General features: G+C 44.3%; 13 protein-coding genes and 1 other annotated feature. All 13 genes read left to right on the top strand.

Annotated elements, in window-relative coordinates; all coding sequences use genetic code 11:
- Positions 1 to 146 precede the first annotated feature (146 nt).
- Positions 147 to 1,532 (top strand): glutamyl-tRNA reductase, encoded by a 1,386-nt coding sequence (gene hemA, locus KFT32_RS06455; protein WP_211746328.1) that lies wholly within the window; start codon positions 147 to 149, stop codon positions 1,530 to 1,532.
- A gap of 17 nt (positions 1,533 to 1,549) precedes the next feature.
- Complete coding sequence (gene ccsA / locus KFT32_RS06450; protein ID WP_349304871.1) at positions 1,550 to 2,377, top strand: cytochrome c biogenesis protein CcsA; 828 nt, start codon at positions 1,550 to 1,552, stop codon at positions 2,375 to 2,377.
- Positions 2,378 to 2,383: 6 nt separating this feature from the next.
- On the top strand, positions 2,384 to 3,034 hold the full coding sequence (locus KFT32_RS06445) for a precorrin-2 dehydrogenase/sirohydrochlorin ferrochelatase family protein (protein ID WP_211746327.1): 651 nt from the start codon (positions 2,384 to 2,386) through the stop codon (positions 3,032 to 3,034).
- Positions 3,035 to 3,039: 5 nt separating this feature from the next.
- On the top strand, positions 3,040 to 3,984 hold the full coding sequence (gene hemC, locus KFT32_RS06440; RefSeq protein ID WP_211746326.1) for a hydroxymethylbilane synthase: 945 nt from the start codon (positions 3,040 to 3,042) through the stop codon (positions 3,982 to 3,984).
- Between the two features lie 5 nt (positions 3,985 to 3,989).
- Positions 3,990 to 5,537, top strand: a complete 1,548-nt coding sequence (gene cobA / locus KFT32_RS06435; protein ID WP_211746325.1) for a uroporphyrinogen-III C-methyltransferase — start codon at positions 3,990 to 3,992, stop codon at positions 5,535 to 5,537.
- Positions 5,538 to 5,567: 30 nt separating this feature from the next.
- Positions 5,568 to 6,569 (top strand): porphobilinogen synthase, encoded by a 1,002-nt coding sequence (gene hemB / locus KFT32_RS06430; protein ID WP_211746324.1) that lies wholly within the window; start codon positions 5,568 to 5,570, stop codon positions 6,567 to 6,569.
- A 47-nt stretch (positions 6,570 to 6,616) separates the two neighbouring features.
- Positions 6,617 to 7,921 (top strand): glutamate-1-semialdehyde 2,1-aminomutase, encoded by a 1,305-nt coding sequence (hemL, locus tag KFT32_RS06425; protein ID WP_211746323.1) that lies wholly within the window; start codon positions 6,617 to 6,619, stop codon positions 7,919 to 7,921.
- Positions 7,918 to 8,820 (top strand): RluA family pseudouridine synthase, encoded by a 903-nt coding sequence (locus tag KFT32_RS06420; RefSeq protein WP_211746322.1) that lies wholly within the window; start codon positions 7,918 to 7,920, stop codon positions 8,818 to 8,820. The genes hemL and KFT32_RS06420 overlap by 4 nt, the downstream gene beginning before the upstream one ends.
- A gap of 161 nt (positions 8,821 to 8,981) precedes the next feature.
- A complete protein-coding gene (locus tag KFT32_RS06415) occupies positions 8,982 to 10,427 on the top strand; it encodes a LysM peptidoglycan-binding domain-containing protein (RefSeq protein WP_211746321.1) in 1,446 nt (481 codons plus the stop codon).
- Between the two features lie 93 nt (positions 10,428 to 10,520).
- Positions 10,521 to 11,000: a GNAT family N-acetyltransferase gene (locus KFT32_RS06410; protein ID WP_211746320.1), complete on the top strand. Its 480-nt coding sequence runs from the start codon at positions 10,521 to 10,523 to the stop codon at positions 10,998 to 11,000.
- Positions 11,001 to 11,170: 170 nt separating this feature from the next.
- Positions 11,171 to 11,448: a binding site (T-box leader), on the top strand.
- Between the two features lie 78 nt (positions 11,449 to 11,526).
- A complete protein-coding gene (locus KFT32_RS06405; protein ID WP_211746319.1) occupies positions 11,527 to 14,205 on the top strand; it encodes a valine--tRNA ligase in 2,679 nt (892 codons plus the stop codon).
- A gap of 79 nt (positions 14,206 to 14,284) precedes the next feature.
- On the top strand, positions 14,285 to 15,661 hold the full coding sequence (locus tag KFT32_RS06400) for a bifunctional folylpolyglutamate synthase/dihydrofolate synthase (RefSeq protein WP_211746318.1): 1,377 nt from the start codon (positions 14,285 to 14,287) through the stop codon (positions 15,659 to 15,661).
- 7 nt (positions 15,662 to 15,668) lie between these two features.
- Positions 15,669 to 17,036, top strand: a complete 1,368-nt coding sequence (murC, locus tag KFT32_RS06395; protein WP_211746588.1) for a UDP-N-acetylmuramate--L-alanine ligase — start codon at positions 15,669 to 15,671, stop codon at positions 17,034 to 17,036.
- Positions 17,037 to 17,051: the final 15 nt, after the last annotated feature.

The raw sequence follows: 17,051 nt of genomic DNA, 5'->3' as shown, positions 1-17,051 counted from the left end.
TGTCATAAAAAGGGGAAGGTCCGGCAAATACATATGTTATACTGAGTATTGCTTATGTTAAGTACTTAGATTACGTGCTGTTAGCAGCATATTGTGATATAGATCATATACAAAATTACGAAAACGTAGAGGCAGGTGAACTTGCAATGCACATCGTCGCAGTTGGATTGAACTACCGCACAGCGCCTGTTGAAGTCAGGGAACGTTTTACGTTTGATGAGAAGGACTTATCCCTTGCACTCCAGCAGCTTAAGATGACAACTAGTGTATTGGAAGGCGTCATTGTGGCTACATGCAACCGAACGGAAATGTATGTGGTAGTCGATCGTCTCCATATGTGTGGTTATTTTATTCGTAGTTTTATGGAGCAATGGTTTGGGATTCCTCGTGAAGAATTTACCCAGCATCTTTATATCTACGAAGATGAGCAGGCAATTCGTCATCTGTTCCGTGTGACTAGCGGGCTTGATTCTATGGTCATCGGAGAAACTCAGATTCTTGGGCAAGTCAAGCAAGCTTTTATTAGTGCACAACAAGAAAAAGCGACAGGCACTTGGTTCAACACTTTGTTTAAACATGCGATTACGGTTGGCAAACGCGCACACTCGGAAACTTCAATTGGTGAGGCAGCCGTTTCCGTTAGTTATGCTGCAGTAGAACTCGGAAAACGGATTTTTGGTTCGTTTACGAACAAAAAAGTGATGATACTCGGAGCGGGTAAAATGAGTGAGCTTACAGTTCAGCATTTGTACGCAAACGGGGCAGAAGAAGTCATTGTCGCCAATCGAACCTTTGGGCGGGCAGAGGAGCTTGCAAAGAAATTTCAAGGTACCGCGTGTACCATGGAGCAGGCATTTTCCAGACTGCATGAAGTAGACATTTTGATTAGTTCTACCGGAGCCAAAGATTTTGTCATTTCACTCGATATGGTTAAAGAAAGTATGAAGCGGAGAAAGTCGCGTCCGCTCTTTATGATTGATATTGCCGTTCCAAGAGATATTGAACCGGCCATCAGTGAGCTATCCAATGTTTACTTATATGATATTGATGATTTGGAAGGCGTAGTAGAGACGAATCTTGAAATGCGCCGTATGGAAGCTGCCAAAATTGATGCTTTTATAGAAGAAGAGATGGCAGCTTTTGATCAGTGGCTTAAAACTTTAGGTGTGCGACCAGTCATTCGTGCCCTTCAGGAAAAAGCGAATACGGTTCACGAAGATACACTTGAAAGTTTATTTAATAAGTTGCCTGAACTCGATGAAAGGCAGCGCAAAGTGATTCGGCGTCTCACCAAAAGTATGCTGAATCAAATGACGCATGAGCCGATTAACCGGATTAAAGAAATGGCTGCTGACAAAGAATCAGACGATGCTTTATCGATGTTTACCAAAATGTTCGGGCTTGAGGATGAGGTTGAGGACAAGAAACAGGACGCTCCTCCTTCGCATGGGAGCTTGAAGCCCGCCGTGGAGCAGAATCGTGGAGCTACAAAGGAATCTTCGCGTCTCTCTTATGTTCCTGTGAGCCTATAAGGCAGGTGTAGAGCATAGTGACGGTTCATGATACGATTCACAGTTTTATTATTTATATTTATGCCCTGAGCCTTCTGTTTTACTTCTCGGATTGCATTCGCCGTAATGCGAGTGCAAAGCGGATGGGCACAGGGCTTCTTGTTATTGTATCTATGATGCAGCTTCTATACCTAGTGTTTTATACGATACATCAAGGATATGTTCCAATCTATTCTATGTACGATTTTGTTTTTCTTTTTTCATTTTGTATTGTGCTGATTTCGCTTATATTAAGCCGGGCACAGAGATCTGAATATATTGTATTTCTACTCAATGTGGTTAGTTTCAGTGCTTTGGTGCTTAGTGACTTTTGGCTGGCTCCTAGTGAAAATGCTTTACTCAATTGGCAGACCGTGCACGGCATGCTGGTGATGCACATTGCGCTCGCCAATCTTGGATTTGCTGCTCTGACAGTATCGGCTGTTTTTGCGATTATTTATCTTTTTCTACATTACAGACTGAAACTGAAACGTTGGAATGATTCGATGAGACGTATGCCGAGTCTTGAAAGTCTACAGTCTCATATGAATAAAGCGAGTCTTATTGGTACACCGATTCTTGGAGTATCTGTCATCCTTGCCGTTTTGTCCATCGTTGCCGAGAAACGCTGGTTATATTTAGTGGATCCGAAGGTGCTTGCTACTTTTATTGCGCTTTGTATCTATGTCGGTTATTTTGTATCCAAGCGATATGTTGACGCCCCTCAGCAAGTAATGGCGAGATGGATCTTGATTGGATATGCTTTTATGATTATTAGCTTTGTAAGTAACGCTTGGTCTATGTTCCATAGTTGGACAGGGGAGTGAGGCAGGGTGGAAGATCATTATGTGCCTGTCATGCTGAATTGTTCGGGACGGCGCTGTCTTATCATCGGCGGAGGTAAAGTAGCTGAGCGTAAAATCCAAGGACTTATAGGTTCAGGAGCACTGCTGACGATTATTAGTCCCGAGGTAACAGAAAGTCTTCTTCACATGGTTCGCCGGGGTGAAGCCGATTGGCTGCCAAAACCCTATCTTCAGGGAGACCTGGAAGGGGCTTTTCTTGTATATGCGGCTACGAATATAGCAGAAGTAAATGAGCAAGTAATAGCAGATGCCCAGCAGAGTGGAATCCTTGTGAACAGTGTTGATTCGCCCCGTATAGGGCATTTTATTACCCCTAGTACAATCCGTCGTGGAAAGTTAACGATTGCCGTTTCTGCGTCAGGTGCAAGTCCTGGACTCGTGCGTCGTATTGTACAGCAGATGAGTGTTGATTATGGGGATGAGTATAGTGTCTACCTTGACTTTTTGCAGCAATTTCGCGAAGTGATTCTGCTTGAAGTGAACGATAAAAGAATAAGAAAGCAGCTGTTTGATCGGGTGCTGGAGCTAGATACTTTAATACAGATACGAGAAGGACAGTTTCATCCATGGTCACAGGAAGAGATGTTACTGTGGATTGCTGCCAATCAGGAGGAGTAAGTAGGATGCGAACAATCATAGTGGGAAGCAGACAAAGTGCTTTGGCTTTAACTCAAACAGGTCATGTCATCGATGATTTGAAAAAAATATGTTTACAGCATGGTCTTTTATTTGATTTTGAAGTGAAGAAAATTGTCACCAAAGGAGATCAAATCCTCGATGTAACTCTGTCAAAAGTAGGGGGAAAAGGGCTGTTCGTGAAAGAAATAGAACAAGCCATGATGGACGGAGAGATAGATATGGCTGTACATAGTATGAAGGACATGCCATCGGTACTTCCTGATCCGCTGACTACGGGGGCCGTACCAAGGCGTGAAGATCCTAGGGATGCTTTGATTTCTCGAAGTGGAGCTTCCCTTGATGAGCTTCCGGAAGGAGCTAAAGTCGGTACAAGTAGTCTTCGTCGTGCCAGTCAGTTGAAGGCGTATCGACCTGACCTCAAAGTAGAGTGGATTCGTGGAAACATCGATTCACGATTACGGAAACTTGAAACAGAAGGATTCGAAGCTATTATTCTAGCAGCAGCTGGACTTTCTCGTATGGGGTGGAGTGATCGGATTACCTCTTACTTATCACCTGATACCTGTTTGCCAGCGGTTGGACAAGGCGCTCTTGGTATTGAATGTCGTAAAGACGACAAGGAACTACTTACTCTCCTTTCTTTATACAACGATGAAGTAACGGCTAAACCTGTTTCGGCCGAACGTGAATTTTTACATGTGCTGAATGGCGGGTGCCAAGTTCCGATCGGAGCGTATGCTACATGGGTTTCTGATGAGAAAACAGAAAATCAATTGATGGAGCTCACGGGTATGGTTGGAACACCAGACGGTCAAACCATTCTGAAAGAAACGTTAACGGGTACAGATCCGAAACAGCTTGGTAAAGCTGTTGCTAGCAAGCTTATTGAAATGGGTGCAGAGAAGATACTGGCAGATGTAAGGGGATGACGTCCATGATGGGGAAAGTTTATCTTGTAGGGGCAGGTCCAGGCAATGCAAAACTCATTACCGTTAAAGGTTGGGAATGTATTCAGAAGGCAGATATTGTCGTTTATGATAGATTGTCGAGCCCGAGATTACTTCGGATTATGAAGCCAGGAGCAGAAAAAATCTATGTAGGCAAAAAAACAAATCGTCACACGATGAAACAAGAAGATATCAATCAACTTCTCGTTGATTTGGCACTTGCAGGCAAGAAGGTCGTTCGTTTAAAAGGCGGCGATCCTACGATTTTCGGAAGAGTTGGTGAGGAAGCCGAATTGCTGAATCATTACAACGTTCCTTTTGAAATCGTGCCGGGTGTAACTTCTGCTATTAGCGTACCAGCCTATGCAGGTATTCCTGTAACTCATCGGGATTATGCATCTTCGATCTCGATCATTACAGGACATGAGAGCCCTGATAAACTAAACCGTGCTATCTATTGGGACAAGGTTACAAATGCAACTGGAACGCTCGTGTTTATGATGGGCGTTGCGAACATCGGATATATTAGCCAGCAACTGATCGATCATGGTAGACCGAAGGATACACCCGTTGCGTTAATACGCTGGGGTACTTGGGCTGAACAAGACACGCTGATTGGAACGCTGGAAAACATCGAAGCAAAGGTAATTGAAAATGGATTTCGGCCACCAGGCGTTATTGTGGTAGGTGAAGTGGTTAAACAGCGGGAGCGGCTAAAGTGGGCGGAAAAAATGCCTCTATTCGGCAAACGTATTTTGGTCACTCGTGCTAGAACACAAGCGAGTGATCTCGTAGATAGAATTGAGGAGCTTGGCGGCGAACCCTACGAGCTGCCTGTTATTGAGACGCTTGCACCGGTTTCGTTAGAAACAAGAAATCAGGTGAAAGCTGCACTCGCGTCCATGGAACGATACGACTGGGCGTTTTTCACGAGTGTGAATGGGGTTGATTATTTCTTTAGGCATTTGGAAGAGCTTGGACTGGATATTCGTTCCTTGTCACGGGCAAGAATTGTAGCGATCGGTCCTTCAACAAAGGAAGCTTTACGGAGGAAGGGCATCGTAGCTGAGGAAGTGCAGGGTTCTTTTCAGCAAGAAGGATTAATGGAAACATTCGAACATGAATTACTGGCAGGACAGAAAGTTTTGCTGCCTTGCGGAAATCTTGCACGTACCTGGTTACCGGATCGTCTTCGTGAGAAAGGCTTGGAAGTTAGCCTAGCTTACGTTTATGAGACTGTAATTCCTGATGAACAGGATGATGAAATCATTCGATTGCTCAAAAAAGGGAAAATTCATGCAGTTACATTCACAAGCTCATCTACCGTAACTCATTTGCTTGCTCTGCTGAAGAAAATGGGGGACACCGATCCGGTCCGGCTTTTTGATAAAGTTCATGTCGTATGTATCGGCCAAGTGACTGCTCAGGAAGCAGAGAAGGCTGGTCTCTCCGTCAGCATCATGTCTGAGAAAGCCACAATGGAAAGCCTGACCGATGCCTTATGTAAACTCGAAGATAAAGTAACTGCAATATAAAAGGGAAGACAGAAAGGGGAATAATTCATCATGGGATTTCCAAATGTGAGACTTCGTCGCTTGCGTAGTACAGCTGCCATTCGCAGCATGGTGCGTGAAACACACCTGAATGTGAGTGATTTTATTCAACCGATTTATGTTACGTACGGAACCGGGGTTAAGCAGGAGATCTCCTCTATGCCGGGTGTTTTTCGTTTTTCTTTAGATACATTGAAGGAAGAAGTTCGGGAGATTGCTGAACTCGGTATTCCAGCTGTGCTTCTGTTTGGTATACCGGATACAAAAGATGCAGTTGGTTCTTCTGCCTACGCAGAAGATGGCATTGTTCAGGAAGCGACAAGGCTTATCAAATCATGGTATCCAGATCTTCTGGTCGTTGCCGATACCTGCCTGTGTGAATTCACAGATCATGGACACTGCGGAATGGTACATACCCACGAAAGAGACGGGCATGTGCATGCACATGTGCTTAATGATGAATCTCTTGAATTACTTGTGAAAACAGCGATATCCCAGGCGGAAGCGGGTGCGGATATCATTGCTCCTTCCAACATGATGGATGGTTTTGTAGGTGCGATCCGCCAAGGTCTGGATGAAGCAGGATATGAAAATATTCCGATCATGTCATATTCTGTGAAATATGCTTCTGGATTCTACGGTCCCTTCCGGGAAGCGGCTGACTCTGCACCTCAGTACGGGGATCGTAAAGGATATCAGATGGACCCTGCGAATGCACGGGAAGCGCTTCGTGAGGCAGAAAGTGATGTCCTAGAAGGGGCAGACATGTTGATGGTTAAGCCATCTCTATCTTATTTGGACGTTATGCGTACCATCAAGGATCAGTTCGACCTTCCGCTCGTAGCTTACAACGTAAGCGGTGAGTATGCCATGGTGAAAGCAGCAGCAATGAACGGATGGATCGATGAAAAGTCGGTCGCTTTGGAAATTTTACTTAGTATGAAGCGTGCAGGTGCAGATATGATCATTACCTATTACGGTAAAGATGCAGCCCGCTGGCTTTCAGGAAAATAAGATGCGGCTACTAGAACAAAGTGATTACACAAAGAGGAGTGAATGGAATGAGTGACAATCATCGTCAGCCTCGTATGGAGGAACGGTCAAGAAACGCTTTTGAAGAAGCAAAACAGTATATGCCGGGTGGAGTGAATAGTCCGGTTCGTGCGTTTAAATCGGTAGGACTGACTCCAATGTATGCGGATCATGGTATCGGTTCTAGAATTTTTGATATCGATGGCAATTCGTTTATTGATTATGTTGCTTCCTGGGGTCCGCTAATTATGGGACATGCCCATCCTGAAGTCATCACGGCTATTCAAGAGACAGCAGCGAAGGGAACAAGCTTCGGTGCACCTACCTTGATTGAGACGGAAATGGCCAAACTGGTGTGCGAACGTGTTCCGTCCATTGATGTTGTGCGTATGGTCAATTCAGGAACAGAAGCGACAATGAGTGCGATTCGGCTTGCCCGAGGTGTAACCGGACGAAGCAAAATTTTGAAATTTGAAGGTTCTTACCATGGACATGCAGATAGCTTGCTTATTAAAGCGGGATCAGGAGTAGCTACTCTTGGTTTGCCGGATAGTCCAGGTGTTCCGGAAGGTGTTGCTGTAAATACGATTACCGTACCTTATAACGATTTAGAGTCGGTAGGCGTTGCTTTCGAGAAATTTGGACAGGAGATTGCTGCTATTATCGTAGAGCCGGTTGCTGGTAACATGGGCGTGGTTCCACCTGTAGCAGGATTTCTCGAAGGTCTGCGTCAGATTACAGAAGATTACGGAAGCATTCTCATCTTTGACGAAGTTATGACGGGATTCCGGGTCGGACTTCATAGTGCACAAGGTAGATTTGGGGTTACACCGGATCTGACGTGCCTGGGTAAAGTGATTGGCGGAGGATTACCTGTTGGTGCTTATGGAGGCAGACGTGATCTTATGGAACAGATTGCTCCCGTTGGACCAATCTATCAGGCGGGTACACTGAGCGGTAATCCGCTCGCAATGGTAGCAGGACTGACTACACTTCGTCTATTGAATCAAGAAGTCTATGATCGTTTGGAAATGCTCGGTGCGAAGTTGCAGGCTGGTTTTGAGAAAAACGCAAAAGAACTGGGTGTTCCTGTTACGATTAATCGGGTAGGTTCTATGGTATGTCCTTTCTTTACCGATCAACCGGTAACGAATTATGATATTGCGAAATCGAGTAATCTTGATCACTTCCGGGCGTATTTCGGACATATGATTCAGGAAGGAGTCAGCGTAGCACCTTCTCAATTTGAAGGTATGTTTATTTCGGGTGTGCATACGGAACAAGATATTGAGGAAACGATTGAAGCCAACTATAATGCGCTGAAAAAGCTATGATCACTTCAAAAAGAAGAGGGGAGTGGCTAGAGCTAACTCCAGGAAAAAAGGCGCTCTCTGGCGAGAATCGTAATGAGTCTGCTGAGGCCTGGCTTCTGAACGAGCTAGGAATGCCGCATAAACTTCTCCATGAACTAAAACACAATCAAGGAATCAAGATTGCGGGGGACCGGCTACGGCTGGCCCTTTTTCCGTCTGTTTCCTTAGGGATCACTCCTCGTTATATTGAGCTGGACGTTCTGTACGAGGATGACTTCTGTCTCGTTGCTAACAAACCGGCAGGTATGCCTGTTCATCCCGATGGTAATGAACGAAGTGATGGGATTATCACATTGGATCATGCAGTCGCTGCATACTATGAATCCCAAGGACAAGATGTCGCTGTTCGGCATATCCACCGTTTGGATGTAGATACATCAGGACCTGTACTGTATGCCAAAAATCGATATGCTGAATTAAAACTGAATGGGATGATGGAGCATAAGGCGATAGAACGCGATTATGTGGCTATTGTTCATGGCGTCATCACGCAGAATGAAGAGGTATTGCAATACCCTATTGGTAAAGACCGTCATCACAAACAAAGAAGAAGAGTTTCTCCGACAGGGCAGCACGCAGTCACCCGTATGGAGGTCTCTGAACGACTGGACGATGCTACGCTTGTCCGTCTTCAGTTAGAGACGGGAAGAACTCATCAGATCAGGGTTCATCTTAGTCACATTGGACATCCTTTGTTCGGAGATACGCTATACGGAGGTTTACGGGAAGGCATAAGGAGACAGGCGCTTCACGGAGAAATGCTTACATTTGCCCATCCTTTTACGGGGGATCAGTTGAAAGTCAGCTCCCCTTGGCCAGAAGATATTGTAGAGTTATATGAAGTAAGAAAAAATCGCTGATTATACTAAATCTCAAATGTGATTTCATAAATTGGTATGAGTCCTCTAATAGGTGCATATACATGTCAACGAGAAGAAACTTATTTCTGAACTCTCGTAACATGAGCGAAAGCCATGATTTTTTTCATGGTAACTATATGCCCGAAAGGAGGACTACAGCTATGTTAAACCCGCCCTACGGACTTCGTTTTGATATTTATGAACGTGTTCAATTACCAGAAGATGTTCCTGCCATTGCGGAACTGGAAGAAATTGAGCTTTATCCTCGAATCCAGGTAATAACAGAACAGGAGCATGCAGCTCTTCGGGGTCATTTGCTGTTGTCAGGTGTGTATGTTGGCGAAAATAAGGAGCAGGAAGGTCTTCAGCATCTTATTCCGGTGGAGATAACTATTCCACTTAGCAGAGTTGCCTCTGTGGAGGATATTGCTGTTGAGATTGAAAATTTTGACGTAGATCTCTTGTCTACTCGAAGCTTGAATATTACAGGTGTTTTGTCCTTAAAGGGAATAGAAGGGATTCAGACGGAGGAAACATCAGCATGGAGTCCGGATGAATTTACGGTCGTGCATAACAATCCTTCCGAGCAAGGAAGTGGGACTCCAAGTATATATAGCGGGTTTAATCCATACAATCGGGATCCTAATACGGAAGCAAATCCAGAATCATTTGATCAAAACCGTACTAATGATGCTTCGCCAGTAAATCCAACGTTCTATACTCCTTATTCAACTCCGTCTCCAGCTCGCGAAGAAGCTCAAGAGGAACGAGATTCGTGGAATCTACCTTACGAGGCTCTTTCTGTAGATGAGGTTTTTGATCAGCAGGAAGATTTTAATCCAGAGGCAGAGGCTCAACAAGAGCAAGGTCAACAAACCTCAGAACCAAGAGAAATTAAAGAAACCCAGAATGCATTTAATGCTTATTATGCTACTCAGCAAGAAGAAGCTGGTGTGGATGATCATGAACGTAGTGCTCAGGAAAAGTTTTATTCGTCCACAGGATCATATGCTCAAGACGAAAGAAAATCAGCATCCGAGCCTTCCGCAGAACCAGAGGTTTGGCACTTTGAGACTGCAGGGGAACCTTCCACGAGTCAGCAGGAAGAGGCAGCAACTCCCGTTGATGAACCTGCAGAAGAGCTTGTGGCGATCCAGCGAGAAACCCAGGAGATCAGCTGGGAGGATGAGAGCGCACTATTGACAGCAGATGTACCTCAACCCGAAGCGGAAGACGAAAAACCGGAGCTGAAAGTTGCCTTTGGTAGCAAAAAAACAACGGATAGTACATCAGCTTCTGATTCGTACGGAATTACATCTCTTCTTCAGAAGGGCAAAAGAACGGAAGAGGTTTTACAGCTAGAGGAACAGATTCCTGTTGAAAAGCGTGATGAAGAACAGACAGAAGATTTACAATGGAAAAATTTATTCCTTGGAGGTACCTCTGAGCAGACTCCATTTAAGAAGGTCAAGCTATGTATCGTCCAACGGGAAGAAACCTTGGAGACAATCGCAGGAAGATATCAGCTTAGCACGCGTGAATTACAGCTGTACAATCGTTTATCCGAGCAGTCAATTGAAGAAGGTCAGGTACTTTATATACCTTAATTAAGATACGAAACGATGTGTTCTTGGGCGTGTTAACGACCAGGGACACTTTTTTCGTTATAATTTTGGAAAAAGACCAGGAAAGGAGATCTTATGTATATTCGATTATTTAGGTTAGAAGATACGGAGCAGCTTGTGCAGCTATTCTATGAAACTGTCCATACAGTAAATGCATTACATTACTCACCAGAGCAGTTGAACGTTTGGGCACCTATAGAACGAAAAAATGAGCTTGTTACTCGCTGGAGAGAAGAATTGGCTCATCGTATCACCTATGTTGCTGTTTTAGATGATCATATTGCAGGCTTTAGTGATATGACAGATACAGGGGATCTGGACAGGCTTTACGTACATAAAGATATGCAGGGACGCGGTGTTGCCTCAGCACTGCTGAATGCATTGGAGAAAAAGGCAGTGGAACAGTCTATCACGGACATTTTGGCCGAGGTGAGTATAACCGCGAAGCCATTTTTTGATCGGCACGGATTTCAAATCCTAGAAGAACAGAAGGTCCTCCGTGCGGGCGTATTTCTTACAAACTATAGAATGATGAAAAGACTACGCTCGCAGTAGTTTGATGAAACTTTGCTATCATCTCGCTCCAGTCTTTACCTGTATGGAAAAATAGACACTCGCCTGTTGACGAATTTAGACCAGAAATGTATGATGTCTGTAGGATTGGGGATACAATGAATATAATTAACTGTATTTCGTAGTTCTCTATAGATCCTTGAATTACACAATAAACAACGAAGAACGGGAATAGTAGGCAGTAAACCCTTCAGAGAGTGGAATTGACTGGTGTGAAATTCCGCAGGTTACGTTACTGGTTCGAAGTCGCCCGGGAGTTGCCCTTTTGAATGCTTTTTTGTAACTAAGAAGCACTAGATTGAGGCCGGCTGCAGCCGTTATACTGTCTAACGAAGTGTCATATTAAGCTCGTAACCATAAGGTTCGCGGTATTTATGTCTTGATATGAAACAAAGGTGGTACCGCGAAAGAATGACCTTTCGTCCTTTGAGGATGAAGGGTCTTTTTGTTTTTTTATCAATACTTGATGAAAAATTATTGAATTTTTAATTTAGCAGGAGGAATGTTTATGTCTGAACCAACAAATCAACCTAATAAGCCCAATCAGACGGAAATGCCGACAACTTATGATCCGCAGGCTGCGGAGCAGAAATGGTATCCGTACTGGATGGAAAATAACTTTTTCAAAGCAGGTCAGCGCAGAGATGCGCAGCCTTTTACCATTGTAATTCCACCACCTAACGTAACGGGTATGCTTCATATCGGTCATGCGCTGGACTTTACTCTCCAGGATATTATTATCCGTGCGAAACGGATGCAAGGTTATGATGCACTCTGGCTGCCAGGTTCTGACCATGCAGGGATTGCAACACAAACCAAAGTAGAGCAAAAATTGAGAGAAGACGGTATTACCCGTTATGACCTCGGACGTGAAAAGTTCCTCGAGAAAGTTTGGGACTGGAAAGAAGAATACAACAATACGATCCGTTCCCAGTGGGCGAAAATGGGATTGTCACTCGACTATTCCCGCGAGCGCTTTACGCTGGATGAGGGGTTATCCAAAGCCGTTCGTGAAGTGTTTGTTAAGCTGTATGATAAAGGACTTATCTACCGCGGTAAACGTATCATTAACTGGGATCCGGCAGCGCGTACTGCTCTGTCAGATATTGAAGTTGAATATAAAGAAGTACAGGGACACTTGTACCACCTAAAATATGAATTAAAAGACGGCAGCGGTTCTATTACCGTTGCGACGACACGTCCGGAAACTATGCTTGGTGATACAGCGGTAGCGGTTCATCCTAAAGATGAACGTTACAAAGATATGGTTGGTAAAATGCTCGTATTACCGATTATCGGTCGTGAAATTCCAGTGATTGCGGATGAATACGTAGAAAAAGACTTTGGAAGTGGCGCTGTAAAAATTACGCCTGCTCATGATCCAAATGACTTTGAAGTAGGTCTTCGTCACGATCTGCCGCAAATTACAGTGATGGATGAGACAGGTACGATGAATGCGGACGCTGGTAAGTATAAAGGGCTTGACCGTAGTGAATGCCGTAAGCAAATTGTAGCGGACCTAAAGGAATCAGGTGTACTTGTTAACATTGAAGATCATGTTCATCAAGTTGGACATAGTGAGCGTTCTGGCGCTGTAGTCGAACCTTATTTGTCCACACAGTGGTTTGTTGCAATGCAGCCGCTGGCGGAAAGAGCTATCGAAGCACAGAAAAATGGCAAGGGTGTAAACTTTGTCCCTGATCGTTTTGAGAGAACCTATCTGCAGTGGATTGAAAATGTACGCGACTGGTGCATTTCCCGTCAGCTGTGGTGGGGACATCGTATTCCGGCGTGGTACTGTGACTCTTGCGGAGAGCATCATGTAAGTCAAGAAGACCTCACAACTTGTTCCAAGTGTGGTTCTGCTGAACTTCGTCAAGATGAAGATGTACTTGATACTTGGTTCAGTTCGGCGCTATGGCCGTTCTCTACGCTCGGCTGGCCTGAAGATACAGAGGATCTGAAACGCTACTATCCAACGTCCGTTCTCGTAACTGGCTACGATATTATCTATTTCTGGGTAGCTCGAATGATCTTTACTGCGCTTGAATTTACGGATGAAATTCCGTTTAAAGACGTATTGATGCACGGACTTGTACGTGATGCAGACGGCCGTAAAATGTCGAAGTCGCTTGGTAACGGGGTAGACCCGCTTGAAGTAATTGAGAAATATGGTGCAGATGCGATGCGCTATATGATTTCAACAAGCAGCACACCAGGTCAGGATCTTCGTTTCCGCTGGGAACGTGTAGAGCAAGCTCGTAACTTTGCGAACAAAATTTGGAATGCTTCCCGCTTTGCCCTCATGAATTTGGAAGGCGTAACTTATGAAGACATTAATATTACAGGTGAGCTATCTACAGCAGATCGCTGGATTCTACACCGTCTCAACGAAACTTCGAGAGATGTAACTCGTCTGATGGATGCCTATGAATTCGGGGAAACGGGACGTGCGCTTTACAACTTCATTTGGGATGATCTGTGTGACTGGTATATCGAGTTCTCCAAATTATCCTTATATGGAGAAGACGAGCAAGCGAAACGCAAAACACAGTCGGTACTTGCTTATGTATTGGATCGTACGATGCGTCTAATTCATCCGTTCATGCCGTTTATTTCCGAGGAAATCTGGCAGCATTTGCCGCATGAAGGGGAGTCCGTTACCCTGGCTGCATGGCCTGAATTTAACGAAGATCTTGTAAACGAGCAAGCAGTTGCTGAAATGAACATGCTGATGGATCTCATTCGAGCTGTTCGTAATGTTCGTGCAGAAGTGAACGTTCCAATGAGTAAGAAGATCGAAATGAATGTAAATGCAAGCCATGCAGATGCACTGAAAATTATAGATAACAACCTTGTTTATGTTCAAAGATTCTGTAATACTTCCGATCTTACGACAGGTATTTCTTTACCTACGCCGGAGAAAGCGATGACTGCTATTGTGTCGGGTGCTGAAATTTATTTCCCACTGGCAGGACTGATTGATATTGATCAGGAAATTGCTCGTCTTGAGAAAGAACGTGAGAACTTAGATAAAGAAGTACTTCGTATCGAGAAAAAACTTGGAAATGAAGGCTTCGTATCAAAAGCACCAGCTAAAGTGATTGAAGAAGAACGTGCAAAACTTGCTGATTATTCCGAAAAACGTAGTAAAGTTATTGCTCGTATTGGTGAATTACAAAGCTAGGTTTTATCGTTTGCTCTTTATCCGGCAGTACTCTTAGTAAAGCTGATCTCACAAATTTCGCAACCGGAGGGTGAAGAAAATGTCTGAAAATACAGGAGCTGCATGTGCGGCTCCTTTACAAACCTACGATGACGCAGTAGCTTGGATTAATAATCTCATTCCGTTTGGAATCAGACCGGGACTATCCCGTATTGAACTACTTTTATCCAAGCTGGGCGACCCTCATAAACATCTGAAATTTATTCATATTGCGGGAACGAATGGAAAAGGGTCGACTTGTGCTTTCCTGACCTCTACACTTAGACAGTGCGGGTACGATGTAGGAACGTTTACTTCTCCGTACATTACTAAGTTTACGAATCGTTTTCAGTATAATGAACAAGACATTCCAGAAGACACTCTGTTGCAGCTATCCAATAAGCTGAGGCCCCTTGTAGAGGAAGTGGCTGCTTCAGAACTTGGCTCTCCGACGATGTTTGAGGTTGCGACAGCTCTCGCAATTCTGTATTATGCTGAGGTATGCTATCCTGATGTAGTAGTATGGGAGACCGGGCTTGGGGGAAGGCTTGATGTAACTAATGTCGTTACTCCTATCATTTCGGTGATTACGAATATTGGATATGACCATACCGATATTCTTGGGGATACGATCGAACAAATTACTTCTGAAAAGGCAGGGATTATTAAAACCGGCGTCCCTGTCGTCACTACTGTTGAACAGCCGGAAGCTGTAGATATCATTCGTAAAACCTGTGCTGAGAAAAAATCAAACCTGTATCTTGCAGGAGAACAGTTTACTTATGAGCAGCTTGAGGTTAATAAGAATGGTCAAAGAATCCATTTTAATGGACCGTTTCGTGAACTTGATGTGGAGCTGACAATGCAGGGCAAGCATCAAAGTGCCAATGCTGCTTGTGCTCTAATGACACTTGAAGTGCTGCGCCAGTACATGGCGTTCTATATGGAAGAGGAAGATTTGCAAAAAGGATTCCAAAGGGCATTCTGGGCCGGACGTTTTGAAAAAGTGTCTGACGATCCAATTCTTATTTTGGACGGGGCACATAATCCGGAAGGTGCAGAAACACTTGCCAGAACGATAAAGGATTTGTATGCGGACCGGAAATTAATTTTAATGATGGGCATGCTTGAGAATAAGCATCACAAGTTGTATTTTCAGCATATACTGCCACTAGTGGATACGCTTATCCTGACTGAGCCCGATTTCCGACGTAAAATGGATGCGGCACAGTTAAAAAATATGGTAGAAGAGCTTCGTCCATCCTTTGCCAAACCAAACCTTGACATCATTGTAGAACCTTCATGGAAAAATGCACTCGACTTGCTTAAGTTACGGACGGAAGCGGACGATCTAGGGGTTGTGTCTGGCACACTGTATTTAATTGCAGATGTTCGGGCCGCTCTTTTGCATCAAACCGATTCTGAAAAAGGTTGGTGAAAACTTGTTGAATACTTCGGAACATGTACATTTTATCGGTATCGGCGGCTATGGGATGAGCGCCATTGCAAGAGTTATGTTAGAGATGGGTTATAAGGTTACAGGATCTGATGTGGCATCCCAGGAGCTTACTGAAAAGCTCGCCGCAAAGGGAGCAAAAGTATATATTGGCCATACGGCTGAACAGGTACACGGTGCGGATTTGGTCGTTTATTCTACGGCTGCGCCTAAAGACAATGTGGAACGTGTAGAAGCGGAACAATTAAAAATTCCGGTTCTTCACCGTGCACAAATGTTGGCTCGTTTACTTAACGAGCGAAAGGGAGTAGCGGTTGCCGGAGCACACGGTAAAACGACGACTTCCTCGATGATTGCGCTTGTTATGGAAGAGTGCGGAACCGATCCCACGTATATCATCGGCGGAGAGATTATGAACCTCGGCACGAATGCCAAGGCTGGTAAAGGTGATTGCGTCGTTGCTGAGGCAGATGAGAGCGATGGTTCCTTCTTGCAGTACCACCCTTGGGTTGGTATTGTAACGAATTTGGAAGCCGATCATCTGGAGAATTACAACAATGATTTTAATGAGCTGAAAAATGCATATGTGAAGTTCTTAAATCAGGTAAAACCTGAGGGCTGTGCGATTGTTTGTGCAGATGATGAGAATATTCAGAGCATTATGCCACAGCTCAAATCTAACATTGTTACTTATGCGATTGACGCTGAAGCTGATTATACGGCAACGGATCTTAAGCTCGGCGATCGTCACATTTCCTTCACGATGAATCATCGTGGGGCTCCGCTTGGTAAAGTGGAACTATCTGTACCAGGCAAACATAATGTGAGCAATGCAATGGCAACGATTATTTCTTGTCTAGAGGCAGGTATCCCATTTGAATCTATCGTGAAAGCCATTGTGAAATTTAGTGGTGCAAAACGCAGGTTCCAGGTACTTGGTGAGGCACGAGATATTCTCATTATTGATGATTATGCTCATCATCCAACTGAGATTGAAGCTACAATCAGTGCTGCTAAAGCTACGGGAAAACGGATTATTGCCGTATTCCAACCGCAACGCTATACGCGAACGTTCTTCTTGCTCGATGCATTTAGTCGTGCTTTTGCAGAGGCAGATGAAGTTATCATTACCGATATTTTCTCTCCTGCTGGCGAGAAGCAAATTGAAGGGGTTCACTCTTCAAAATTAGTTGAGCTTATTAAGCAAAACAGTAATCCAAATGCGATCTACTTCCCTACAAAAGAGGATGTAGTAAAAGATCTTGAACACCGTCTAAACCCGGGTGATCTGGTGTTAACGATGGGCGCAGGAGATATTTGGAAAGCGGGTTATGAGTTAGCAAAAGGCTTGAAATAAACCTGTGTTGCTACT

The sequence above is a fragment of the Paenibacillus sp. Marseille-Q4541 genome (assembly GCF_018310695.1).
In the GTDB taxonomy this organism is placed as follows: Bacteria; Bacillota; Bacilli; order Paenibacillales; family Paenibacillaceae; genus Paenibacillus.
This window is presented reverse-complemented; position numbering and strand designations above follow the sequence as displayed.